This window comes from Mesorhizobium sp. BHbdii, assembly GCF_053848045.1.
In genome coordinates this window covers 292,993-315,577 of record NZ_JBSPKX010000003.1, presented here as the reverse complement: position 1 = coordinate 315,577, position 22,585 = coordinate 292,993, and the positions used below count along the sequence as shown (strand labels likewise).

At 59.8% G+C, this 22,585-nt stretch carries 26 protein-coding genes; 11 read left to right on the top strand and 15 right to left on the bottom strand.

Translation table 11 applies throughout. The annotated features are described in order from the left end of the window. Window positions 1–47 precede the first annotated feature (47 nt). Window positions 48–797: a phosphonate ABC transporter ATP-binding protein gene (locus tag ACWTU8_RS18430; protein ID WP_455849294.1), complete on the top strand. Its 750-nt coding sequence runs from the start codon at window positions 48–50 to the stop codon at window positions 795–797. Then, entirely contained in the window at window positions 790–1,584 is a 795-nt protein-coding gene (gene phnE / locus ACWTU8_RS18425) for a phosphonate ABC transporter, permease protein PhnE (RefSeq protein WP_455837557.1), read from the top strand. Before ACWTU8_RS18430 ends, phnE begins: the two co-directional genes overlap by 8 nt. Window positions 1,585–1,686: 102 nt before the next feature. On the opposite strand, the gene ACWTU8_RS18420 is transcribed toward phnE, so the two are convergent. The 3 genes from ACWTU8_RS18420 to ACWTU8_RS18410 all read right to left on the bottom strand — a co-directional run bounded on the left by ACWTU8_RS18420 (window position 1,687) and on the right by ACWTU8_RS18410 (window position 5,283). Then, the gene (locus ACWTU8_RS18420; protein WP_455837556.1) at window positions 1,687–2,487 is read right to left on the bottom strand and encodes an endonuclease/exonuclease/phosphatase family protein; all 801 of its coding nucleotides are present in this window, start codon (window positions 2,485–2,487) and stop codon (window positions 1,687–1,689) included. Window positions 2,488–2,641: 154 nt separating this feature from the next. After that, on the bottom strand, window positions 2,642–4,102 hold the full coding sequence (locus tag ACWTU8_RS18415; RefSeq protein ID WP_455849293.1) for a phospholipase D-like domain-containing protein: 1,461 nt from the start codon (window positions 4,100–4,102) through the stop codon (window positions 2,642–2,644). Between the two features lie 71 nt (window positions 4,103–4,173). Beyond that, complete coding sequence (locus ACWTU8_RS18410; RefSeq protein ID WP_455849292.1) at window positions 4,174–5,283, bottom strand: calcium:proton antiporter; 1,110 nt, start codon at window positions 5,281–5,283, stop codon at window positions 4,174–4,176. A 397-nt stretch (window positions 5,284–5,680) separates the two neighbouring features. Between ACWTU8_RS18410 and ACWTU8_RS18405 the strand changes: the two genes are divergently transcribed. Then, window positions 5,681–6,337 (top strand): TerC family protein, encoded by a 657-nt coding sequence (locus ACWTU8_RS18405; RefSeq protein ID WP_455849291.1) that lies wholly within the window; start codon window positions 5,681–5,683, stop codon window positions 6,335–6,337. Window positions 6,338–6,447: 110 nt separating this feature from the next. Here ACWTU8_RS18405 and ACWTU8_RS18400 read toward each other — a convergent pair whose 3' ends face one another. The 3 genes from ACWTU8_RS18400 to ACWTU8_RS18390 all read right to left on the bottom strand — a co-directional run bounded on the left by ACWTU8_RS18400 (window position 6,448) and on the right by ACWTU8_RS18390 (window position 9,772). Beyond that, complete coding sequence (locus ACWTU8_RS18400; protein WP_455849290.1) at window positions 6,448–7,578, bottom strand: site-2 protease family protein; 1,131 nt, start codon at window positions 7,576–7,578, stop codon at window positions 6,448–6,450. A gap of 400 nt (window positions 7,579–7,978) precedes the next feature. After that, window positions 7,979–8,929: a 2-hydroxyacid dehydrogenase gene (locus ACWTU8_RS18395; protein WP_455849289.1), complete on the bottom strand. Its 951-nt coding sequence runs from the start codon at window positions 8,927–8,929 to the stop codon at window positions 7,979–7,981. Window positions 8,930–9,334: 405 nt separating this feature from the next. Continuing rightward, window positions 9,335–9,772 carry a CBS domain-containing protein gene (locus ACWTU8_RS18390; RefSeq protein WP_065007865.1) on the bottom strand — a complete coding sequence of 146 codons (438 nt, stop codon included), beginning with the start codon at window positions 9,770–9,772 and terminating at the stop codon, window positions 9,335–9,337. A gap of 381 nt (window positions 9,773–10,153) precedes the next feature. Here ACWTU8_RS18390 and ACWTU8_RS18385 point away from each other — a divergent pair, with 381 nt between their 5' ends. Then, the gene (locus ACWTU8_RS18385; protein ID WP_287335322.1) at window positions 10,154–10,564 is read left to right on the top strand and encodes a DUF427 domain-containing protein; all 411 of its coding nucleotides are present in this window, start codon (window positions 10,154–10,156) and stop codon (window positions 10,562–10,564) included. A gap of 51 nt (window positions 10,565–10,615) precedes the next feature. Here the strand turns inward: ACWTU8_RS18385 and ACWTU8_RS18380 are convergent, their stop codons facing one another. Together ACWTU8_RS18380 and ACWTU8_RS18375 are read right to left on the bottom strand one after the other, a co-directional pair. Then, window positions 10,616–11,032, bottom strand: a complete 417-nt coding sequence (locus tag ACWTU8_RS18380; RefSeq protein WP_287335321.1) for an HD domain-containing protein — start codon at window positions 11,030–11,032, stop codon at window positions 10,616–10,618. Window positions 11,033–11,235: 203 nt separating this feature from the next. Beyond that, a complete protein-coding gene (locus ACWTU8_RS18375; RefSeq protein ID WP_029356005.1) occupies window positions 11,236–11,475 on the bottom strand; it encodes a hypothetical protein in 240 nt (79 codons plus the stop codon). Between the two features lie 250 nt (window positions 11,476–11,725). Between ACWTU8_RS18375 and ACWTU8_RS18370 the strand changes: the two genes are divergently transcribed. Next, window positions 11,726–12,067 (top strand): hypothetical protein, encoded by a 342-nt coding sequence (locus ACWTU8_RS18370; RefSeq protein ID WP_455849288.1) that lies wholly within the window; start codon window positions 11,726–11,728, stop codon window positions 12,065–12,067. A gap of 53 nt (window positions 12,068–12,120) precedes the next feature. Here ACWTU8_RS18370 and ACWTU8_RS18365 read toward each other — a convergent pair whose 3' ends face one another. The 4 genes from ACWTU8_RS18365 to ACWTU8_RS18350 form a co-directional block, all read right to left on the bottom strand. Further along, window positions 12,121–13,527, bottom strand: a complete 1,407-nt coding sequence (locus ACWTU8_RS18365) for a PAS domain S-box protein (protein WP_455849287.1) — start codon at window positions 13,525–13,527, stop codon at window positions 12,121–12,123. Between the two features lie 169 nt (window positions 13,528–13,696). Beyond that, window positions 13,697–13,861, bottom strand: coding sequence for a DUF3309 family protein (locus tag ACWTU8_RS18360; protein WP_065007862.1), 165 nt, complete (start codon window positions 13,859–13,861; stop codon window positions 13,697–13,699). A gap of 355 nt (window positions 13,862–14,216) precedes the next feature. Beyond that, window positions 14,217–14,438, bottom strand: coding sequence for a hypothetical protein (locus ACWTU8_RS18355; protein WP_029356010.1), 222 nt, complete (start codon window positions 14,436–14,438; stop codon window positions 14,217–14,219). An 8-nt stretch (window positions 14,439–14,446) separates the two neighbouring features. Then, the gene (locus ACWTU8_RS18350; RefSeq protein ID WP_287335318.1) at window positions 14,447–14,629 is read right to left on the bottom strand and encodes a hypothetical protein; all 183 of its coding nucleotides are present in this window, start codon (window positions 14,627–14,629) and stop codon (window positions 14,447–14,449) included. Window positions 14,630–14,800: 171 nt separating this feature from the next. On the opposite strand from ACWTU8_RS18350, the gene ACWTU8_RS18345 reads away from it, so the two are divergent. Next, entirely contained in the window at window positions 14,801–15,232 is a 432-nt protein-coding gene (locus tag ACWTU8_RS18345) for a hypothetical protein (RefSeq protein ID WP_095519845.1), read from the top strand. A gap of 217 nt (window positions 15,233–15,449) precedes the next feature. Here ACWTU8_RS18345 and ACWTU8_RS18340 read toward each other — a convergent pair whose 3' ends face one another. Beyond that, entirely contained in the window at window positions 15,450–15,923 is a 474-nt protein-coding gene (locus ACWTU8_RS18340) for a hypothetical protein (RefSeq protein ID WP_455849286.1), read from the bottom strand. A 101-nt stretch (window positions 15,924–16,024) separates the two neighbouring features. Here ACWTU8_RS18340 and ACWTU8_RS18335 point away from each other — a divergent pair, with 101 nt between their 5' ends. The 4 genes from ACWTU8_RS18335 to ACWTU8_RS18320 all read left to right on the top strand — a co-directional run bounded on the left by ACWTU8_RS18335 (window position 16,025) and on the right by ACWTU8_RS18320 (window position 18,818). After that, window positions 16,025–16,231, top strand: a complete 207-nt coding sequence (locus ACWTU8_RS18335; RefSeq protein WP_455849285.1) for a sugar phosphorylase — start codon at window positions 16,025–16,027, stop codon at window positions 16,229–16,231. A gap of 63 nt (window positions 16,232–16,294) precedes the next feature. Beyond that, window positions 16,295–17,701 carry a Do family serine endopeptidase gene (locus ACWTU8_RS18330; RefSeq protein ID WP_455849284.1) on the top strand — a complete coding sequence of 469 codons (1,407 nt, stop codon included), beginning with the start codon at window positions 16,295–16,297 and terminating at the stop codon, window positions 17,699–17,701. Window positions 17,702–17,860: 159 nt separating this feature from the next. Further along, complete coding sequence (locus tag ACWTU8_RS18325) at window positions 17,861–18,298, top strand: DUF2267 domain-containing protein (protein WP_455849283.1); 438 nt, start codon at window positions 17,861–17,863, stop codon at window positions 18,296–18,298. A 55-nt stretch (window positions 18,299–18,353) separates the two neighbouring features. Further along, a complete protein-coding gene (locus ACWTU8_RS18320) occupies window positions 18,354–18,818 on the top strand; it encodes a YbhB/YbcL family Raf kinase inhibitor-like protein (protein ID WP_065007941.1) in 465 nt (154 codons plus the stop codon). Window positions 18,819–18,843: 25 nt separating this feature from the next. Here ACWTU8_RS18320 and ACWTU8_RS18315 read toward each other — a convergent pair whose 3' ends face one another. Next, window positions 18,844–20,319, bottom strand: coding sequence for an FAD-dependent oxidoreductase (locus ACWTU8_RS18315; protein WP_455849282.1), 1,476 nt, complete (start codon window positions 20,317–20,319; stop codon window positions 18,844–18,846). Between the two features lie 244 nt (window positions 20,320–20,563). On the opposite strand from ACWTU8_RS18315, the gene ACWTU8_RS18310 reads away from it, so the two are divergent. Then, complete coding sequence (locus ACWTU8_RS18310; RefSeq protein ID WP_455849281.1) at window positions 20,564–21,208, top strand: hypothetical protein; 645 nt, start codon at window positions 20,564–20,566, stop codon at window positions 21,206–21,208. Between the two features lie 142 nt (window positions 21,209–21,350). Here ACWTU8_RS18310 and ACWTU8_RS18305 read toward each other — a convergent pair whose 3' ends face one another. Continuing rightward, a complete protein-coding gene (locus ACWTU8_RS18305) occupies window positions 21,351–22,409 on the bottom strand; it encodes a LacI family DNA-binding transcriptional regulator (RefSeq protein ID WP_455849614.1) in 1,059 nt (352 codons plus the stop codon). Between the last annotated feature and the right edge of the window lie 176 nt (window positions 22,410–22,585).

The following is a 22,585-nucleotide window of genomic DNA, read 5'->3' as shown; positions in this document are numbered from 1 at the left end:
TTAACCGCCGGTCTATTTCGTAGTCCCGTCTGGGCCAAGAGGTCACTATGACAGCAATCATTCGCGCGCACGATCTTGCGAAGAGCTATGCGAACGGAAAGGTCGTTTTCTCCAGTATCGGCCTCAACATAGCATCGCGCGAACGGGTTGCCCTGATTGGCTCGAACGGTGCTGGAAAATCCACCCTGCTCAAATGCCTCATCGGTCTTTTACCGTCGAGCGGTGGCGAGGTCGCCACCCTCGGCGAGAGCTTCCGCTCGGCGCCGTCCGTCGCCCAGCTGCGGCGCATACGCAGGCAGATCGGATTTGTCTTCCAGCATCACGGACTGGTTAGCCGCCAATCCGTTCTTACAAACGTTTTGCAGGGCAAGCTCGGGCTGCCCGGCGGCTGGCGCGGCTGGCACCATTCCATCGCAAAGCAACACTGGCGCGAGGAAGCAATGCAGGCGCTCGCCGACGTGCGGCTTCTCGGCAAGGCAGGCGCCCGCGCCGACGCGCTTTCTGGAGGGCAGGCGCAGCGGGTGGCGATTGCCCGTGCGTTGATCCGGCGTCCGAAGCTTTTGATAGCAGACGAACCGGCGGCAAGTCTCGATCCGGCGGCTGGACATGATGTGATGCGAGTTTTCTCCGAGCTCACCCAGGAACAAGCGATCACCTTGGTCTACACCACGCACGACATGGAACATGCTCTCGGCTACTCCGATCGCTTGATAGCGCTCAAGGCGGGCAAGGTCTTCTTCGACCGGCCGACGGCGCATGTCACCCGCGCTGATTTGAAAGACGTCTTCGATGCATGACCGCCTTTCGCCGAGCCGGATTCCATCGATCTCGCCCCTCACTTTCAGCTTTGCCGTCGCTTTGGCCGCTCTCGTGATCGTTTCCGCCGGGCAGGTCGCACCTTCGCCGGAACAACTGGCAGGGGGAGTGCCCCGCATGGCCCAGCTCGTCGGCCGCATGATACCCCCAAATGTCGAGCCAGGGTTCCTCCTGCGGGTTTTCTGGCGCATGATCGAAACGTTTCAGATAGCGGTCGTGGGGACAGCAATAGGTGTCGTCCTCAGCTTGCCATTTGCCTGGCTCTCGGCCAAGGACATAACCCCGCTCGGCCCGTTCCGGCATATTTCCAGGATCCTGGTCTCATTGTTTAGGACCGTTCCAGATTTGGTCTGGGCACTTCTTTTCGTGTCAGCCGTTGGTCTCGGGGCGGTTGCTGGAACCATGACCATCGTCGTCGATACGATCGGTTTTTGCGGGCGCTTCTTCGCCGAGGCGATGGAGGATGCCGACGAAAGACCTCAGGAAGCGCTGTTTGCGATCGGGGCCAGTCGGTTCTCTGTCCTCTGCGGGGCAGTTCTGCCCGACGCTTTGCCGTCCCTGATAAACACCACGCTCTTTGCGCTTGAAAAGGCAGTGCGCTCGTCTGTTGTTCTCGGCCTCGTTGGAGCCGGTGGCATCGGCCAGGAGCTGAAGGTCGCGTTCGATCTTTTCCAATACAAGAATGCCTCGACCATCATTCTCGTGATCTTCACCATCGTGGTGTTGATGGAGTTCGTGACGGATCGCTTGCGCTCGAAGGTCCAGTAGCTGCAGGCTAGCCATGCGCCCAAATCGGCACGACACCGCCCCGTATCCTAGACAAGAGCTTCCCTTTGAACCGATCTCCATCCATGGGGCTGGGCAGATACATTATAGGCGAACGAATCCTGTAAGCGGTAGATGATCGGAGGCGACCCGCGAAAGCGGCGTGTCATGGGCTTCGACGGTTGAGATCATTCCGTGTCGATTTGCCATGATCCGGTCGAGCGACAGCAGCGGCAGACTCGATGGAAAGGTGGGGACCGCCGGCGGCGCGGGACCGAAAGTCGTGTGCAGCGTATTCAGCGCGGAACGGTTTCCGAGTCGCCATTCGTTCAAATCGCCGAGCAGCAGTGTTGGTTTTTCGTCCGGTCTGTTCATGATTTCGAGCACGACACGGGCCTGTTCGGAGCGCGATCGGCGCAGCAAGCCGAGATGGGCTGCGATAATGCGCAGAGTTCGTTTCTCGTCCAGATCGATTTCGGCAACCAGTGCTCCGCGCGGCTCCAGCCCCGGGAGCTTTATCTGATGGACATTGCGAACGATGCCCCGTTTGAAGAGCAGAACGTTGCCGTGCCAGCCGTGCCCTTTGCCGTTTCCGGACACCGGCACCGGCACCAGGCCTGTTTCCAATTCGAGACGCCGCAGATCCAGAAGGCCGGCACGATCTCCAAAGCGATTGTCCGCCTCCTGCAACGCAATGACATCCGGGCCGATTTCCCGGATGACGCGACCGATTCGTTCGGGATCGAACTTTCTGTCGACGCCCACGCATTTGTGAACGTTGTAAGATGCGACCAGAGTCCCCGCGGGGCGTGTCCCTTCTGACGGCGCAGCCTTCGCCTTCTGCTTTTTTCTGTCGCGAATGGATTTGAGCACACTTGCAGGAAAGCTATGTCCGGTTCTTTGCATGAGTCTGCTGCTCGTCCTCACTACCTTCAAGACTTTGCTTTGTCTCACTCAAATAGCATCCGCAATCGCTGCTTCCCTGCCCTGACGAGATGCGGCGCTCAAAAGGAGCGGTGGCTGCGTCACCCGAATTCCCCCCGGCAGAACGAGAAAGCCTCTAAAGGTAGGGCGATCCCAGCCACAACACTCGGTCGAACAGGCGGACGATGAAGGGCCGGGCTCTCAAGGTTTCGATCGTTACAGACGCGGCGGAGGCGATTGCCGATCCGATCCGCGCTTCAATCTCCGCGGCAAAGCCTGCATCAAGAACCTCTACATCAATCTCAAAATTCAGCCGCAGGGACCGGGCATCAAGATTGGAGGATCCTATATAAGCCCAAACTCCATCGACCGACAGCAGCTTCGAATGATCGAACGAGCCCTCCGTGCGCCATACGCGGCAATAGTGCTTTAGGACCTGATCGAATTGCGCCGTCATCGCCCGGTCGACAAGGAAGAGATTATTCTCCGCCGGTACCACGATGTCGATCTCGACGCCTCGCCTGGCGGCAGTCGTCAGCGCGCTGATCAGTTCCCGATCCGGCAGGAAATAGGGCGACATGATGCGGATCGATTTGCGGGCGACGGAAAATGCCCCGATCAGCAAGTTGTGGTTCGTTTCGATGCTGGCATCCGGCCCGGAGGCAACCGCCCGCGCCAGCATCGGTTGACCGGGAGCCGCGGGAAGCGTGGCCACTTGCCAGGTGTCGCCTTCCAGGAGCTCGCCGCTCACGAAGCGCCAATCTTCGGCGGCAACCGAAAAAAGGTCGGCCACGACCGGCCCGGTGACCTGAAAATGCGTGTCCCTCGCGCTGGAGGAGCCGGCGAACTCGGCTGAGAATCCCTTTCGGATGTTCATCCCTCCGGTGAACGCAATCGTGCCATCGACGACCAGGATCTTCCGGTGCGTTCTGAGGTTGGCGTAGGGAAGACGCAGGCCCATGACAATGTTGCCGTTGAAGAGGTCTGCTGTGATTCCTGCCTCTCGCAGACGCCCAAGAATGCTGGGGACGGAGTAACGCGCCCCGACGGCATCGATCAGCACGCGAACGCTAACACCCCGCTGGACGGCTCCGGCGAGAGATTCCACGAAAATCCGCCCAACATCGTCATTGTCGAAGATGTAGGTCTCGAGAAGGATAGTGCGTTGAGCGCCATCAATCGCTCGGCACATTGCGGCATAGGCCTCTTCACCTGTCTCCATCATCGCAATCGCGTTTCCCGAGGTCAGGGCACGCCGTGCCACCCTGTCGCCCAATGTCTTCAGGCCGGTGAAGCGTTGGCCGTACCGCTCGGCAATCAATTCCTCGGCGGCAATGTTGCGCTCATGTTTTGCGGAAGCCGCGTCGCTGGAAAGGGGCCGCATGGCGCTGATCGTTGCACGACGGATGCGGTTTATGCCGGCAACGGCGTAGATGATCGCGCCAAGGAATGGCGACAGGAACATCACGCCGACCCAACCTGTGGCGGCGCGGACGTCTTCCTTCGTCATTATGGCGTGGACGATGCCGATGGCCGCCATCACCACCGGAATGATCGCGAGGATCTGGGGCCAATGAGTCATTAAGGTCTGCAACATCCCCAGGACTATCCAGCGAGCGGTTGCAGAACGCAATGCAGCTCATTCCCGGTGTTGATACTCAACAGACCCTAGGGCACGAAGATAAGGAACAGATAGGCGACAAACACGACGAGATGAACAAGCCCCGTCAGCATCGTTGTTCGGCCCGTCCCAAAGCTCACGATGCTGATGGCAAGCGCGAGGATGAGGAGCACGGTATCCCCCGGGCCCAGACCAAGAGTCAGGCTCCGTCCGGTGAGCAGGCTCGCCGCACCGATTGCCGGGATTGTCAGGCCGATTGTGGCGCAGGCAGAGCCGAGAGCGACATTCAGTCCTCGCTGAAGTTCGTTATTGAGCGCTGCCCGAACCGCCGACACCGCCTCCGGCATAAGCACCAGCGCAGCGACGAAGAAGCCCACGATTGCGTCCGCCTGGGTAACTTGAAGAAACTCGAGCCCATTCTCGATGCTGCCGGCCACCTGCTCGGTCAGAAGAACGATCCCTGCCAGTCCAACAAATAAGAGGAGCACGTTTGTGGCCACGTTCCCACCCTCAGATACATGCGCCTCATGTTCCGCGCTGGACGTCAGATCCTCGATAAAATCACCCCGATGGCGCACCGTCTGGGCAAAGACGAAGGCACCATAGAGGAGCATTGAAAGAACGCTCACGAAAGCGAGTTGCGATGCGGAGAACGTACCGGGGCTTGTTGCAAGCGTGTAGTTTGGAAGGATCAGCGTAAGAACCGTCAGCGCCATAATGACGGCAAGGGAAGCGTTGGTGCCCTGTCGTTTGATGTCCTGATATCGATGCTTCAGCCCACCCAGTGTGAGGCAGACCCCGACAACACCAGCGCACACGATCATGACCGTTGAAAACACGGACTCGCGTGCCAGCGTCGGGTTGTTCTCGCCATGGAGCATCATCGAAACGATGACCGATGCTTCGATGGCCGTGACCGAAAATGTCAACAGCAGCGTGCCGTAAGGTTCACCGAGCCGCCGTGCGACGGCTTCGGCATGATGCAAAACCACAAACACGGTCGCGAAGATGAAGATAGCGACCACGATCGTCGCCAGGATCTTGATCGAAAGCAGCGAATGCTCGATCGACGCGGCGCCGAAATGAATCAGTGCGGCCAGACCCAAGGAGCCGATTGGGAACAGATATTGGCCGATCGGTCGTCGATGAACAGCCAAGACGGATTTCCTTCATCGCCATCGACGGTCGCAGATCGAGTATTACAGAGACTGACCGAAGCCCACGGTCTCAGTGTACTTGCGGCTGCCGGCCCGTACAATGGCCGCGTGCCCGATCGACTTGGCGTACGAAACTCGCCGAGGGTCGATGCCACACATCCCGAATTACAATTAAGCCTTGAGTTTTCGCGTTTCCGGCAATAGCTAGGTGCTACCAGGCCGGGCCCCTCTGGCAGTCCATCAGGACTGTGATGTCGGACTGGAATTCAATCCGGGTGGCCTGGCTTTGAGATTTCTTCAGCTGTAGCGGCATTTCTCTTGTCATACGCGGTGTTCGCGTTGCTCTACGGTTATGCTCGCAAGCCGCGTCACCCCTAGCTGAACGCAAGGGTGCCGTATGACAGAATTTTTTAGTCCTGAAGCAATGACCGCTCTGTTGCAGGTCATCATGATCGACCTGGTGCTGGCCGGTGACAACGCCATCGTTATCGGCCTTGCCGCGGCCGGACTACCCAAAGAGCAGCGCAGAAACGCAATCGTCGTTGGTATAATCGCAGCCGCCGTTCTGCGCATCGGCTTTGCGGCCGCGACAACTCAACTCCTGCAGATCGTTGGCTTGCTGTTGGCTGGCGGTATATTGCTGTTGTGGGTGTGCTGGAAGATGTGGCGCGAACTCCGGCAAAACCATGCGCAGGAAACACAGGCGATCGAAGCGCTTTCGGAAAGTGACGTCGACTACGACGGCATCGTAGCTGGCAAAGCTCCACGCAAGACCCTGGCGCAGGCAACCTGGCAGATCATCATCGCCGACGTCTCGATGTCGCTCGACAATGTTCTGGCGGTAGCGGGAGCCGCGCGCGATCATCCGAACGTATTGATCTTCGGCCTTGTCCTCTCCGTCGCGCTGATGGGCATTGCTGCAAACCTCATCGCCAATCTGCTTCAGAAGCACCGTTGGATTGCCTATGTCGGCCTGGTGGTCATCCTCTACGTAGCTGGCGACATGATCTATCGCGGTGCGCTTGAACTTCTGCCTCACGTCGCGGGCGCTTGAGACACAGAAAATGGGCCGGAACGACGTCGTTCCGGCCGATTTCTGCTCATCGCTCCCCTACGATATAGAGCGCACTCACCCGATCCGGCGTAGAAAGAATATCCTCCTGCTCAGATCCGTGTGAGTCGCGGCTTGCTCCCACGCAAACGACCAAATCGGAAGGCATCTGAAACCGCCGAGCGGACCATAAGCATCTCGCCTATGGTTTCGTGTGTCATGAGCCCGACCAGCCGATCGGAACTGTCCACGACGGCGACAGCAGGCACATCTGCCTGCTGCATGAGCCGCAGGCTTTCCTCGAGGCTTTTGCGGTAATGTATTTTCGGGATATCGCTCCGCATTGCGCTCGCGACCGGTTCAGCAGGCCCCTTTTCTTTCAATGTCCGGATCATGTCGTCGCGTGTCACCAATCCCTTAAGATGGCCGGCGGTGTCGGTGACAGGGAAGTCGTGCTGCGTGGTCGCGAGCAGCATCTCGATTGCCTCGTCGAGCGTCGCCGACCGTTCCAGCCGGGCGAACTCGGTAATCATCACGTCACCGACCAGGACGCTTGTGGCAACCTCGCGGATCTGTGCGTTCTGGGCTTCTGCTGCCGCGGCGAGATAGACGAAGATGCCGATGAAGATCAGCAGCGGGTTGTAGAACAGCCCAATGAAACCGAAGACGAAGGCCAATCCTTGCCCGATCGTGGCGGCGATCTGGGTCGCGCGCGACCAGGAAAGGCGGGCGGCGAGGGCTGCGCGCAGGATACGGCCGCCATCCATCGGGAAGGCCGGGATCATGTTGAAAAGGACCAAGAAGACATTGACCCCGGCAAGCCTGGCGAGAAAATTCATGCGCGGATCCTCGATCCCGGCCATCTGTTCGACACCCGCCGACCCACCTAGCAAGGCGAAGATCAGCGCGGCGATCGCGACATTGACCAGCGGCCCCGCGACCGCGATCACGAACTCCTGTCCCGGCTCTTCGGGCATGCGTTCCAGCCTGGCCACGCCGCCGATCGGGAAAAGTGTGATGTCCGGCGTGCCGATGCCGAAATACCGCGCTGCGGCGATATGGCCGAACTCATGCAGGACCACGCACGCAAAGACGGCAATGATGAAGGCAACGCCTTCCCAGGCCGCTGGCGTGCCGCCAATCCGATAGTGCGTCAGCCAAATCCAGACGAGCAGAAGCAGGAAGGTAAAGTGAACGCGCACGGTGGTGCCGGCGATCGTCCCGAGGTTCAGCGACCAGCTCAATCTATCAACTCCGAGAGGCCCCACCTTCAACCATGAGCTTTGGCAGGACGCTTGCAATCATCCGAGAACATCTGGCGCTCAAGCTCATCGTCTGCGACTAAGACCCACCCGGCCGCGAGATGCTCCGCCTTAGTGTCGCGGTCCCGTCGCAAGGAGAGTTTATCACGACACGACATCCCGGTGAACTTCTTGCGCCGTCATGGTTTGAACGCCGTCATGGTTTGAACTTCGACGTTTGAACTTCGACCTGCTAGGAAGCCCGCTTGCGGGCCCATCCGACTCCGCCGGCCATGCTGCCTTTGGCGCAGCAGCCAAGGCCACACTAACATTCTACCGGGACCACTCGGTGGGGGCTGGTCACTCCGCTCTGCGCGTCTCGGGGTGAGGCCCTTACCTCGAGTCAGTAACCCAGTTCGAGGTCGATCTTGTTGGACAGAGGCTCTCCTCTTGCGACTTGACCGCAGAGATCGGCGGCCTGGTCGATTCCAGAATCCACCCAGAAGCTCGCCACATGAGGTGTGATGGTCACCTTGGGATGATTCCACAGTGGCGATGAGGCCTCCAGCGGTTCACGCTGAAACACGTCAAGGCAAGCACCAGAAAGCTGATCTTCGTCGAGAGCGCGGATCAGGTCGGCTTCCTTGACATGCGCGCCCCTGGCGACATTCACGAGGTAGGCACCTCGCTTCATTTTTCCAAAGGCACTGGAGTTCAGTATCCCACGAGTGTCACCAGTCAGGGGAAGCGAACAGATAACGTAGTCCCGGAGTGTGAGTGCGTCCGCAAGCTTGGCACGGCCAAAGTAACTCTGTATGCCAGGAAGCGTCTTCTGGTGACGAGACCAGACAGCAGTGTCGTAGCCCAGGTCCGCAAACAGCTTTGCGGCCCATCCACCGATCCGGCCCGCACCCAGCACAACAATTCTTGTCTCGGAGACCTTCCGCGGCGCGATCGGTTTCCAAATCTTGCGGGCTTGCTGACTCAGGTACTCCGCAACATGCCGTTGCTGGCAGAGAACGCGAAGGACGATGTACTGCACCACTTCCGAAGCCTGCTCACGCGTTGCGAGCCTAATGAGCGGAACACTCTTGGGAAAGCTTTGGAGATCAATACCGTCGACACCTGCCCCCAAATAGACGACCGCGCGCAGTCCTGTCATCGCGTCGAAAGAGCCAGGACTGGCGCCCTTGTCGATCAGCGCTATATCTATGTCACCTTTGTTCCCGACGTCTGGCCAAAGCCTGAACTCCAGCTGCGGCACACGCTTCTTCAGCTCAGCAGCCCACACTTTGGCGTCGATGTAGTCAGGATACTCATTGACCATCAGAACGGTAATGGATTGGCCGGACACTTTGCACCTCCAAGATACAGGCAATGATCGGATGCATATTCCCGCCTATCCTAGCACACCGGCCGTGCTCAACGAATCTGCGAAATGCTGCTGGCCTGCCGGGCTGCGGTAGGGTGCAATGCGCCTCCAGGGTGCTGGGGAAGCCTTGCACCAGCCCGCTCGGCCCATTGTCGCGCCTCGTCAAGGCGACCGAGTTCCGCGAGCATCGCGGCTCCGTAGAAGGTCAAGTCAATGAAGTAGTCTGGCAACTTTCCTCGGAGCTCGAATGCGTCCTCGTAACGCTCACGCTGCGCAGGACGCCGGACGCTTGCGGGTTTTCGGCGCTAGGGCGGGGCGCCAGCGTTAGCCGACGCTCCGCGGAACAAGATATATGTCGACCTCGCGCTAACCGTGTCGCAGCGTCAGTCAGTGAGCAGTTTGCGAGTGCTCGCCGCCCGGCTTCGAGATGTCGCTTAAAGCATCTCCCGCTTCTGCCGCTTCGCCGTTCGTCGCGAGATCGCCAAGAGAGATGATCCCGACGAGCCTCTTTTCGCGGTTCAGAACCGGAAGCCGACGCACCTGCAGGTCGCCCATGTTCTCAAGCACATGCTCGACGTCTTCGTCATCGAAGCAGTATTTGACCTCCGGGGTCATGACATCACGCACCTTGGTGTCAGGTCCCATACCCAATGCTACGCCGCGGATCGCGATATCACGATCAGTGATCATCCCGACCAGCCGGTCGTGGTCGCCCACGGGCATCACTCCGGCGTCAAGCTTGCCCATGATCTGCGCTACTTCCCGAATGGACTGTTCGGGGTTCGCGACCTGGACATTCCTCGTCATGCAGTTGCCGACTTTCATGGCAATCTCCCTTCATTTGCGAAGCCCCGCCGCCGATACGGTATTGGTGACCGATGAACGAAGTTTCGGCGGTAGCGTTCCCTTGAAAGTGGATTGCCCGCACAGGGTTTCAGCTGGCAGGGCTGAGAAAGCCTGCGTTGCGGGAAGCTTGCGGTAGCTCTTTGACGCGAAGCCGCACCCACGGTCGCGCCTATTGCCGTACTGCAGCGGCAGCGCGTTTTCCGTCGCGGCAAAGGCATCAAGGCGGCCATCGCTGCCCGAGCGACGGAACTCGGGATAAGCACCGATTGCATTTTGTTGAGAGCCGATGCCTGGCCGACCTGGAACCCTGATGGGCGGTGCTACGTTTCAGTGAGACAGCGCAGCCAACGGAGAAGTCGAATGCAGCCCTCAGCCGCAAATTCCGCCCGCCACCCCGGCGCGCTTACAGTTACCCCTTTCAATGGAACCGTGACGGTCAGGTTCTCCGACGCGATCGTTGCCTCAACCGAGCGGGCAAAAGTGCTTCACGAAGAAGGACATGATCCCGTTTTCTATATCCCTTTCGAGGATATCTATTTCGAGCTTCTGGAGAAGACGAACACCACAACGCGCTCCCCGCTGAAGGGCACAGCAAGTTACTGGCGGGTTCACGCGGTCGGCGGAGCGGCTGACGACTTCATGTGGGCCTACGAGACGCCCGATACCCCGGCATTGGCCATCGCCCGCCATGGTGCCTTCGATTCCGACAAGGCGCGGATCGATGCCGATCCTGCCGAGGACAAGCGACATACGCCTCACATCCCCGAGTAGAAGCGCTTGAATTTTCCACATCGGCGGCACGTCAAAGGCGGCAATCTTTCCTCATTGGGAGAATTTTTCGTCGAGGACCCGCAGTCCGTCTTCGTACTTCGACGTCGGCGCGCCAATCTGCCGTGCCTGCCACAGATTGTCGGCGAGATCTGCGCGCTTGACCGGCAGCGCCAATGGGTTGGATGCTGCTCTGCGCACGAAAGTGAGGTCGTCCTCGTCCGGCCTGCGTGTCATGGCATCGACTGCCGACACGATGGATGTTCCAAAGCCAACCGCCTCGAGCCGATCGCGGTCCCAACCGTCGCTTTTCTCTAGAACGTCGTGAAGATAGGCAACGGCCTTCTGATCGAGCGTTTCGACGGCGTCAACGACCCGGCGGCAATGTTCGATATAGGGCCGTCCGGTCTTGTCCATCTGCCCGGCATGAGCTTGTTCGGCGATTTTTGCCGCGCGGTAGAGCACGCTCACTGCTTCGATCCTTGCTGGCCTGTGTGATGATGCAACCGGCCTTTGCTCCGGTACACAACGTGCCTCAAAAGGGTGTGGCACCGTAGCCCCGTGTCACCGAACGCGCGACGATTGCCTGAGGTTCCAGAGCGCGGGCAAGGCTCCGGCACGTCGAAAGGAAACACCGGTATAGGTTGCTAGCCTTGAGCGACAGTTCGAGACGGCTAGCCGCCGTCGGACGGTCCATCGACAATCCCGGAACTGGGCAGAATCCCAAAATCCTGTGACTTGGCACCTTGTGCTGCCGTCAAAAATCCGTCTGCATGGAGACCGCGCCGCAGCAACTCTCTCACCGCCGCCGACCGGCTTGGCATGCGCCTTTCGAAGCGCCAGTTTTCCAATGCAGCCAATTCGTCAGCAGTTAGCATGATCTGCAGTCGTTCGGGTCTTTCCAGGTCGGCCATTTTGCCTCCAGCCGCTCAAAGTTAGTAATTGTCTAAGAATTAGGAACAGTCTCATCGCCCGTCAAGGCCGGTTCATACGCTGTCGGCGTGCAAGGTTGACAGTGACTGTGAGGCGTCGACTGCACAGTCCGCGCCATATGCTAACTTATTGATTTAACGGTGTAATTTTATTTATCCCGTTGCCATTCGGATCGTTATGGCGCATGCTTACCAACGAGGGACAAACCGCTCCTAAAAAAGAGGGTTTTCCATGAGATACGGTTACTCGGCTCATTTGTGTCAAGACGTTGACCTGCAAGTTAGGGCAGCCGCCCGCTATAAGGGAATGGTCAATGTGACCGCGGTGGCCGAGGCCGTGCGGCTGCGAAACCTCGCAGAAAACGTCGCGCTTGAAGACATCGAATACCTGGTACTGCAAGCGGCCCAGTTCTGCGGGGCGGCCATGGAATTCGACAGCCTCACAGTTCTTGAATCACATAACGTCCATCGTCACTCAGTGAATTGCGATGCTCTGCCTGGCAGCGGCGGCTTCGATGTTCTGGAGGACAGGACTGTTTCGCTCTATCATCGCCAGCCGGACCGAACGCAATAGGTCCGGCGTCAGCACAGTCGGTCGGAGGGGAAGGTTCAGCTTCACGGGCGCTTTCAAACGGCCGCGTTATCCGCGACAGACGTCTGGACGAAGGGTAGCGGCGCCTCAAGCGTCCAGGTGACGCCTTGCTCATGGAATTCCAGCCGCCCGCTGCCGCTGAGAGCCTGCGGCGCCACCCGCTCGAGGACGACCACTCCGAAACCGCGCCGCCTGACAGCGTCCAGGATCGGCCCGCCCAACTCACGCCAGACCAGTCGAAAGGTTTCGGCACCGCCGCCGGCAGGAATCACATTCCAATCGATTTCGACGCGTCCACCGCTACAGGACAGCGCTCCATGTTTTGCCGAATTGGTGGCGAGTTCGTGGAAGGCGATACCGAGATACTGCACGGCGTTCGGCTGCAGTATTACCATTGGCCCGGCCATCGACACGCGGGACTGCGCTGCAAAGGCCTTGAGCTGTGCCTGGATGAGCTCGCCGACGGTCGCACCGCGCCACTCGGCATTGACTAGGAGATCATGGGATTCCGAAAGCGCCATGATGCGCTCCCGAACCTGCCCGAGGAAAGCCTCAGGTGTGCTCGTCAGCCTGCTGGTCTCGCGGATCATCGAGATGATGACCGAAAACTGGTTCTTCACCCGATGATTGACCTCGCGCATGAGCAGACGGATGCGCCGCTCGTTCTCCTTGTGAGAACTGATGTCGCGCGCGATCTTGGAGGCGCCGACGACCCGCCCGATCCCGTCGCGGATCGGCGAGACGGTGAGCGAGACCGAAACGAGCGTGCCGTCCTTGCGCAGGCGCATCGTCTCATAGGAGGGGACGCGTTCGCCGGCGCGGATGCGGCTGATGATCGAGACTTCCTCGTCGAGACGGTCGGGCGGAATGAGCATCGTCACCGGCCGGCCGACCGCCTCGGCAGGCGTGTAGCCGAACAAGCGCTCTGCAGCATCGTTCCAACTGGTGATGATGCCATTCATGTCCTTCGACACGATGGCGTCCATCGACGACTCGACTATGGCGGCAAGACGCATGCGGGCTTCATCGCCCAGCTTCTGGGTGCGCAGGTCGAGCAGCGTGTTGATGGCACCGACAACATTGCCCGCTTCGTCGCGAAGCAGGCGTGGGTGAGCCTTGAACGGGACGAGTTCGCCGTCCGGCCGCTCCGCAATCGCCTGGTCCCATGAGACATCCCGTCCTTCGCGCAGCGCCACGGCCATCGGACACTCGCCATGTGCCATATCCCGACCGTCGAGATGACGAAGTTTCCACGAACCGCACCATAGGTCCCGACCGATAACGGGACGATGGCCCCAGAGCTCAGCTGCGGCTTCGTTGAAGAAGGTGATGCGTCCCTGCCCGTCGACGGTGTAGATGGCGACCGGCAGTGCCTGCATCAGATCGGCAGCGGGAATGCCCGGAACTCCGAGGCCGACATCGGCTTGTTCAACGAAGTTCACTTATGGCGCCATTCTCGTGGATTTCCGAGCGGCTATAATGCACTTGAGCGATTTCGGTTCCGTCCGGGCAGTCACGTGCGCCCCCTTTGCCTGCAGCCGCCACATTCCTGGACAAGGTACTAGCGCGACACAGGATCACCCTGAAGTTATCGGCCTAATCGAGCGGGCACTAGATGCGTCCGAGAAGGACCAGGATAATGACGATGAGTAGCACGAGACCGAGGCCGCCGCCACCATAATAGCCGGTGCCGTAGAACGGCCCGCCACCCAGACCGCTGAACCCGCCAAGCAAGACAAGGATCAAAATGATGATGAGTATGGTGCCGAGGGTCATGGTGGTTCTCCCATTCTTGCGCTGCCGCGCCATACAAGGGCACGTCCATGCGCCTGTTGATGACGGTATGAACTCCCAGAAGGGGCTTCCTGTTCCACCGGAAGTAGCATCGTGTCGCTCGTCTAGCGGGAAAAAGCCGGTAGGCTGACGAGAAAGCCCGCCGGCCGGGAGCCAGCGGGCGACAGGCTTTTTCTGCCTCGGACCGCCTGGAGGGGGGCCATAACAGCAAGGCTGCCTGACGCGGGCCTGCCGAGGCGGCGCTCACAGTCAGCCGGTCGATAATGTTTGGCACCTCGCCTTTTCAGTAGAAATGCGAGGTGCTAGGCCGCAGGGTTCGCGGGACGTGAACAACCATTCACCTTGCTTGGTGTGCCGGTCGGGTGCCGCCGCCCTTCTTTTCCGAGTCATGAGTATGGTGGCTGTCGCGTTCGCCTCCACCGCCTGAGATCTTGCTGCGGCTGCGCTGATCGGAATCGGCTGGCGGCTTTTCTATCACCAGCGGCTTCTTGGCATTCTCGTGCGATGCGCCAGGACCGCCATGGCGGATGCTGGCGCGGGTCTTCTTCGACGTAGACATGAAATCACCTAACGGTCCTGCTGGTAGCCTTGATGGGTCGTATTGACCCTAGTGTTGCCCTGCTGGCCCTGTTTGTCGGGATCTGGGGCGGAATGGCTGTGCTGCGTTTGGTCGACGGGAATCGACTTCTTATCGCCCGGACCCTTTGGGCTCTTGTTCTCTGCCGGAACGGGTGGTGGTTTTGTGCTCATGACGCTCTCCTTTCACTAGCCAAAACAAGCAGGCCCCCGAGAAGGTTCCTGATAAGAACCCCTGCGAGGGGCAAACTCCTAACATCGCCAATTCCGGCCTTGTCGGCGCGTCGCAGCGCAATAATCTTCTGTGAGGGCGTGGGCGCTTCGACCTATTGAAAGGAGCCGACCATGAAACACCAAACACTCGAGCAACTGCAGACAATCGCAACAGTTGAGCCCTCGGCGACATACCCGACCATGTCTCGGACGCAACGGATCGAGCGTTGGGCCAAGCTTCTCGAGCAAAATCCACGGCGTTGCCTCGGAGCGCTTTCAGGCACCGAATATCTCAGTCCTGAAGCCCGTGCCGTAGCGCGTGGCGCGGGGTCGCCGATCACCGTTGCCTATGAGGATCCGGTGCTGCGCGCCATGGGTCTGAAAGATGACACCTACGGTGAGGCAAAGCGCTTCTTCGAGCTGAGTGATTGGCAGTTGCACAACATCGTCTGTCACTGCCACGTCGGTGCTACGATGCAAGCGCGATGGGCTGCCGCCAGAGTTCGCCGGACAATTACCGGCAACAGACTTCTGGCTTGGCTGAGGGCAAGGTTTGTGCATTGAGGCTAGCGCAGAACGGTGACGACAAGTCTTGATCGTTCTCGTTAGCGACTGGCCGCCAAATGCTGGTGGCGTCGCCGGCAACGCTGTGGATCGTGGAGCGAATGCCGTGCTTTCAGAGCGGCCGGGTGAAGATTTCATGCTCGCCCGGTCGGGCTCATTGTTGGCGACCGTATAGAGGAGCAATTCGAGCGCCCTCTTAAGTGAACACAGCCCGCGCTCATACGATCCATGCCACCGCATTTGCATCGCGGAGAAAATCGAAATCCTCGGCAGCAACAGTCGTCACGACAAATACGCCCACAGCCTTGCAAACTGAATCGCCTGATCCCCGACACCGCCGGCGCCGCCATGGATGAGAACCCGCTGCCCGGATTTGAGGGTCGCCATGGTCGAAAAGGCCCTGGCATGCTGTAATGCCGGCAAGCGGCATGGCGGCGGCTTCCACATGGCTTAGACGTTCCGGTTTTGCTACCGCTTCCGTCGCCTTGACCACGACGTATTCGGTGTTACCGCCGCGGTCGTTGCCAAGCATGGCAAACATCGGACCGCCCTTCTTCAAAGTATGCGCCCGCGTGCCGCACGGCTCCACCACGCCCGATACATCGCGGCCGAGCGTAACGGGTAGATCCCCGCCCGCCGGATTGCGAGCTGGAAGTTCCGATGAATTCCGGGGCCGGACGTGGTTATTCAAAGACCGTTCTCTCGGGCTCTACGAGAGACGGGAACTTTTCTGGAGAGACATGGTTGGAATGTGCGGTCGGAAGAATCCGGCCTGTGCCAAGGAGGTTCGCCATGAAGCTTCGCGAGTTGATGGACCAAGTGAAGGATCTGCCACCGGATACCCTGGTCTGTGCCGCCGAGATTGACGAGGCCTTTGCAGCCAATATCGCTGGCATAGAAACAGTAGAAAACGCCCGGATCGAAAGCCGCAAACCGGACGGCACCGAAGCTGTCGAACTCGCCAACGGGGACGACAAGGTTGTCGTAATCCGCTGGTAAGCCGCTGGCTCACGCTGGAGCCGTCGCATGCTTGATCACTGAACGCTGGAGGAGTCGCAGACCATGTTTCCGGCATTGAACAAAAGACTGTGCGCCGGCCTGATCGCCGGAACTCTGATGCTCTCAGCCGGCGGCTTTGCTCCGCTCGCAGCCCAGGAAATCCCGAACGACTTCACGGCAATCGTGCGCGAGAAAATTCCGGCCGTGGTCGCAATAACCACCCGACAGATTATCCAAGACCAGGCGACGTTGAACGACCTTCTTAGTCCTTTCTATGGCCGCGGCCTGGGACCGGCTCAACCGCGGGTGCGAGAGGCTCTTGGCTCCGGCTTTGTGATCAGCCCCGATGGATACATCGTCACCAACAACCATGTCGTTGCCGATGCAAGCGAAGTTCATGTCGTATTCTCCGACAAGGAGACGCTGCCTGCGCGGCTCGTCGGCCGTGATGCGGCAACCGACCTCGCGGTGCTGAAGATCGACCCACGGCCCAACATGACAACCACCGCCTGGGGTGACTCAGATGCAGTACAACCCGGCGCATGGACCATCGCGATCGGCAGTCCGTTCGGACTCGGTGGGACCGTCACCGTCGGCGTGCTTTCGGCCCGTTCGCGCGACATCAATGCCGGTCCATACGACGACTTTCTCCAGACCGACGCCTCAATCAATCGCGGCAATTCCGGCGGCCCACTGTTCAATGCGCGCGGCGAAGTGATCGGGGTCAACACGGCCATCGTATCTCCCACAGGTGGCAGCATAGGGATTGGCTTTGCGGTACCATCCCGCACCGCCCGCAACATCGTCGACCAGTTGATCCGTACCGGCCGGATCGAGCGCGGTTTCATCGGAGTACGTCTCCAGGAGATCACGCCGTCGATTGCTGAGGCGCTTGGAATACCCGACAGCAAGGGAGCGCTGGTCGCTTCGGTCGAACCCGGCAGTCCGGCGGAGCAGGCAGGCATACAGGCAGGAGACGTGATTACACGCTTTAATGGCAAGGACATCCAGAACGTCCACGATTTGACGCTCGCGGCTGCGAGCCAAACGCCGGGAACAAAAACGACGCTGACAAGAAATCGTGGAGGCAGCCAACAGGAAATAGCTCTGACCATCGGACAGCGCAACGATGAGGAGCAACAGACCGGCGCCGTTCCAAAGTCGGAAACGGCCGACACACGTCTTGGTTTGTCGCTCAGCCCAATCCCGGATGAGGCGCGCCAGCAGCTCGGACTCCAGCCGGACATTACGGGCGTATTCGTGCAAGAAGTGGCCCCCAACGGCCTCGCCGCCGAAAACGGCATTCAGCCTGGCGATGTAATCGTCTCGGCCAACAACCGGAATGTGACGCAGCCGTCGGACATCCAAGAGGAGTGGGCGAAATCGCGCCAACAGAACAGGCCCATATTGTTCCGCATCAACAGGCAAGGACAATCGCTTTTCGTTGCCGTCGCCATGGCCAAATCTTGACGGGGCAATCTTGGCGGAAACACACGTAGCGAAAGCTTGGCCGGATGGATCACACGCCTTCGCGAGAGACGGCCCTTTAAGCTTGGGGGACGGGAACAACAGCCGACCCACGGTCGTTTCGTCTGATGAGTCATTCAAACCGTTGAACAGGAGGCTTCGATGAGCGCCACCGGACTCGACGTATTCGACAAGACGCTGCAGACCACAAACATCTGGCTCGACGAGATCATGGCCGAGATGGGACCGGATCGGCAGAACGCATGGCATGTTCTTGGAGCGGTGCTGCACGCGCTGCGAGACCGCATGCAGCCGGATCTTGCAGCCCACCTCGGCTCTCAGCTGCCGATTCTGGTACGCGGCGCCTATTACGACCAATATCAGCCTTCCAAGACGCCCGAGAAGTTGCGGTCGCTCGATGAGTTTCTCGCCAAAATCAAGGGGGAGCTGGAATTCACCCGGCCGGTCGATTCCAACGATGCATTCAGGGTCGTATCCAAGGTGCTCGTTCACCACGTGGAAGAGGGGCAGATGACCAAGGTTTGGGAATCCTTGCCGGCAGAAATCAGGCGCGCCGCGGAAGCTCAGCAAGCGGCGTGAAATGGCGCCCAGACCTCGATGGTCTCGGCCGTAACGCTTCTTTGGGAAAATGGAAATGCCACTCACCCTTATCAGCCCTGCGTTTCCGGCGGGCGGGAAAATCCCTGAAAGGTATACCCGTGACGGCCAGAACGTCTCGCCGCCGCTGAAGTGGTCCGGGGTTCCGGATGGTGCGAAGAGCCTTGTTCTTGTCGTGCAGGATCCCGACGCGCCGAGCGGCACCTTCGGGCACTGGGCGGTGTTCAATATCCCGCCCGATGCCAGCGAGCTAGCCGAGGCGCAAGATGGCAAGCCAGGTCCGTCGGCACTTCGGCAAGGCACCAACGATTTCGGCAATGCCTATTACGACGGCCCACAGCCGCCGGTGGGACATGGCGTCCATCATTATCATTTCCGGCTGGCCGTGCTCGACGTGCCGAGCCTCAGTGTGCCGGGACAGGCGGGCGTGCAGTCTGTCTGGAAAGAAGCCCAGAAGCATGCGCTGGAGCAGACTGAGCTGGTCGGAACCTACGCACGGTAACGCCGGCCGTGGCAGTCGCCGCCTTTTACAGCGCGGCCGGGGCAAGCGGTTTTCGAGCCGGGCCGTGGATAACCGTGCCGTCGGCGCCGAAAATCGAGCCATGACAAGGACAATCCCAGGTGTTGTCCGCGTTGTTCCAGGTCACGGTGCAGCCCTTGTGGGTGCAGGTCGCCGAAACGGGGTGGAGTACTCCTTCAGTGTCTCTCCACGCCGCGATCTTTTCGTCACCCCTGACGATCACACCGCCCATGCCGGGCGCAATGTCGTCGATGCTTGAGACAATCGATTGGCTGCGGCCATTCCTATGAAAGTCCTCGGGATAAGACCGCGCCGGATCATAGAGCTTTCGCCATGGGCTCGGCCGAGCGCAGATCAAATCCGCGATCATCGTGCCTGCGGCCGTTCCATTGGTGATGCCCCAGGCGTTGAATCCCGTGGCGATATGAAAACCGGAGGCTTTGTCCGGATCGGGTTGGCCGGCATATGGAACTCTATCGGCCGTATCATAGTCCTCGTTACACCAGCGCCACGCAACGTCCCCAACCGGAAGGCTCACTCTTGCCCATTGTTCCAGCTCGACGAACCGTTTCGCCACGTCGCCGTCCTGGCCCGTGTCGAATTTGGGGCCGAGCGCGACCAGCAGCGGGCCTTCGGCATCGCGGCCGGTGCGGATGGAGTGCGTTGGATCGTCGATGCCGATGAACATGCCGTCGACAGCAAGAGGGTCATCGATCCGGAACGCCATGGCAGTGTGGCAGCGCGGCTGGGTCCGGTTCGCCATACCGACGGGGCTCTTCACCGTCATGTTGGTGGCGACGACCACATGCTCGGCGTGGACGGTGCCGCTGTCGGTGACGACGCGCCAGCGGCTTGCCTCGCCGATCGAGATCGCGCGGCTGTTTTCGAAAATCCGTCCGCCACGGGCCGTCACCGCTTTAGCCAGGCCAACCAGATACATCGCCGGATTGAACTGCGCCTGGTCTGAAAAACGCAGAGCGGCGGCCGTTTCGAAAGGGAGCGGCGCGCGCTCGAGACTATCGGCGTTCAGCCCAACTTGCCGCGCAGCCTCTGCCTCGGCCACGATCTCCGCGCGCCGGCTTGCATCGCAGGTGTAGGCATAGGCGTCTTTGGCCTCGAGATCGCAGGGAATGCCAAAGTTGCGAACCCATTCCCGGATCTGTACAGCGCCGGCGGAATTCGCATCGGCATAGGCTTGCGCCAGGTCCCGGCCGAAGGTGTCGATGAGATGGTGGTAGATCAGCGCGTGCTGCGTCGTGATCTTGGCCGTCGAGCGGCCGGTCACCTGGCCGCCTGTCCGCAGGCCTTCGATGACGATCACCGACCGACCGGCCTCGCAAAGGCGAAGCGCCGTCGTGAGCCCGACAATCCCGGCGCCCACGACAACGGCCTCCGCATGGATCGAGCCCTCGAGCGGGGGATAATTCGTAGCGGGGGCTGCCGCCACCCAACAGCTTCCCGGTTTTCCTGAAAGAATGGCCATTTCACCGGCGTCCCATGCGTTCGAGGCATCTCCACAACCCGCGCCGACGCGAAAACGTTCCCGGATTTACGGCGCGCACCATCGGGTTACCTGAGGCAGTTGTCGCAAGCCGCTTGGCAGAGCCCAAAGAAGAGTTCGAGATATAGGATGATCCGCATCCAGTATTCTGGCGACAAACCAATTCGTACCTTGTTTTCCCCTGGGCAATTGCGAACAATGGCATGGATTGATTCGGAGCTTGTCTATGCACGCAATGCAAGCGGCCCTGGCTGCGGTGATCTTGAGCACTTCAGTCAGTTCTGGACTCGCCGATGACAATTCTCCCTTTATTTATTTTGCGACCCAAGACCCTTTCACAGACGGTCTGCCGACCAAGAATGATGTTTATGTCTTTGGTGGCGTGTTTGCGAGCGGGGCCTTCGGGGACACGATCAATGTTTTTGGTGCCGACTACACGGACAACTATATAATCGGAGCTGCATACGGTCGCGATCTCGTCGATATAGGCGCTGGTTTCGTTCTTGGTGGCGTCGCCGGCGCGGCCATAAGATTTGGCCAGGACGACGATACGTCTGGCGAACTTTGGGCCGGAGCGCGACTTCGCCACCAGGGCCTTGTCATTGGTGATTTGGCGATTGCGCCTGCACTGACAGCTGGATTCAGTGCCGTTACAGGCCCTACCGAGATCGAGCGCAATCGCGAAATCCGCTACGATGGCGATGCATCATTCCTCGGCTTCGTTGGTGCGGAGCTTTCCTTCAGAGTCAGGCAAGCTCCCAATGTCGAACTCGTCTACCAACTCCATCATAGATCCGGCGCCGACGGCACAATTGGCGATATGAAAGAGGGTTCTAATGCGAACACTCTTGGAATCCGTTATCGCTTCTAACGGTCGGTGCTATAGGCCTTTTTCAGGCGACTGCGCGCCCACCTTGTTGGCTCACGGTGAGGACGGCGACACTCTCGTGAGGTCGGCACGATGAAACCATTGAAATCTCAAGGTGGGGTCGCCCTATAGCGCCGATTCACCCTCAGGCTATGTCCTTCAGAGTGTCCAGCGGCCCTTTCAGTGCAGACCTGGGCTGGATCAACTCTGGCGCAATCAGGAAGGTCTGCGGTGCCGTCGGCGGTTCATCCATCAGCTCGAATGCCTTCGTGATCATCGCCTCAACGTTCTGCCGCACCATGATTACCGGGAAGGGCAGGAACGAGCCGAATGGATCATAGTCGTAGCAACCGACGACGAGCTCGCTGAACATTTCTGCCGGCCGGCCCGCCATGAAACGCAGCAGACCTTCCATATTGATCGACGAATTGATGAACAGCGCGCGCGGCAGCTTGCCATGGCGTTGGTAAAACGCCTCGAAGGCGCGCAAAGTTATATCGGGCGAATACCCGGAGGACTGCACACCGTCATCAGGGTCGGCGCCCAGCAGTGCTTTCTTGGTCGCATGGAAAGCGGCGATGCGTTCGCGGCTCGCATGGTCGTTGCGGCCGCCAAACAGAAACAGCTCGTCCGGCCGCAGAGGATCGTCGTTGCCGAAGCGGCGGATGATTGCCTCCGTCAGCATCCGCGCGCCCTCATAATTGTCGCTGATCACCGAGTGCGCCTTCGCTCCCGGCAGGTCGATGTTGATATGCCTCAGCCCCGCCGGTTCGCAGACTTCGTGGACGCCGTCCGGATCGGTGGCGCCGACGATGAAGAGCTGGTCGATTGAATAGGAGATCAGCGTCTCCGCGGTCCGCCGTTCCTCTTCCGGGTCGCGGCTGGCGCTAACCACGACCGGGCATTGACCGCGGCTGCGCACATGCCCCTCAAACGTCTGTGCCATGGAGGAGAAGTAGCGGTTGTCGTGGACGGGCAGCATCAGGCCGACCAGGCCCGATCGCGAGCGTCGCAAACCCCGTGCCTGCAGATTGGTGGTGTACTGGTGGAGTTCGGCGAGGCCGAGAATTGTTTGCGCCGTAGTTTCCTTGATGCGGCGCTTGCGCCAAGTGCCGTTCAGCACGGCGCTCACGGTCGACGGCGAACTGCCCGATAGCACGGACAGGTCATAGATCGTCGCCTTTTTCTTGACCCGCTGATCCATCTGGCCCCTCCCGCGCGTCTTTTTAGAGCAAATATCCCGCTTGACGAGAGCTTCTCGATGCATGATAGTTTCTGCACCATCGATTGTGCAAGCGGAAACCGGTGGATAATCGATGGGGAGGTGCCCGTGTTTTTCGGGGAGGTTTCTAACGGCCGCCGTCGTTCGACGGCTCGAGT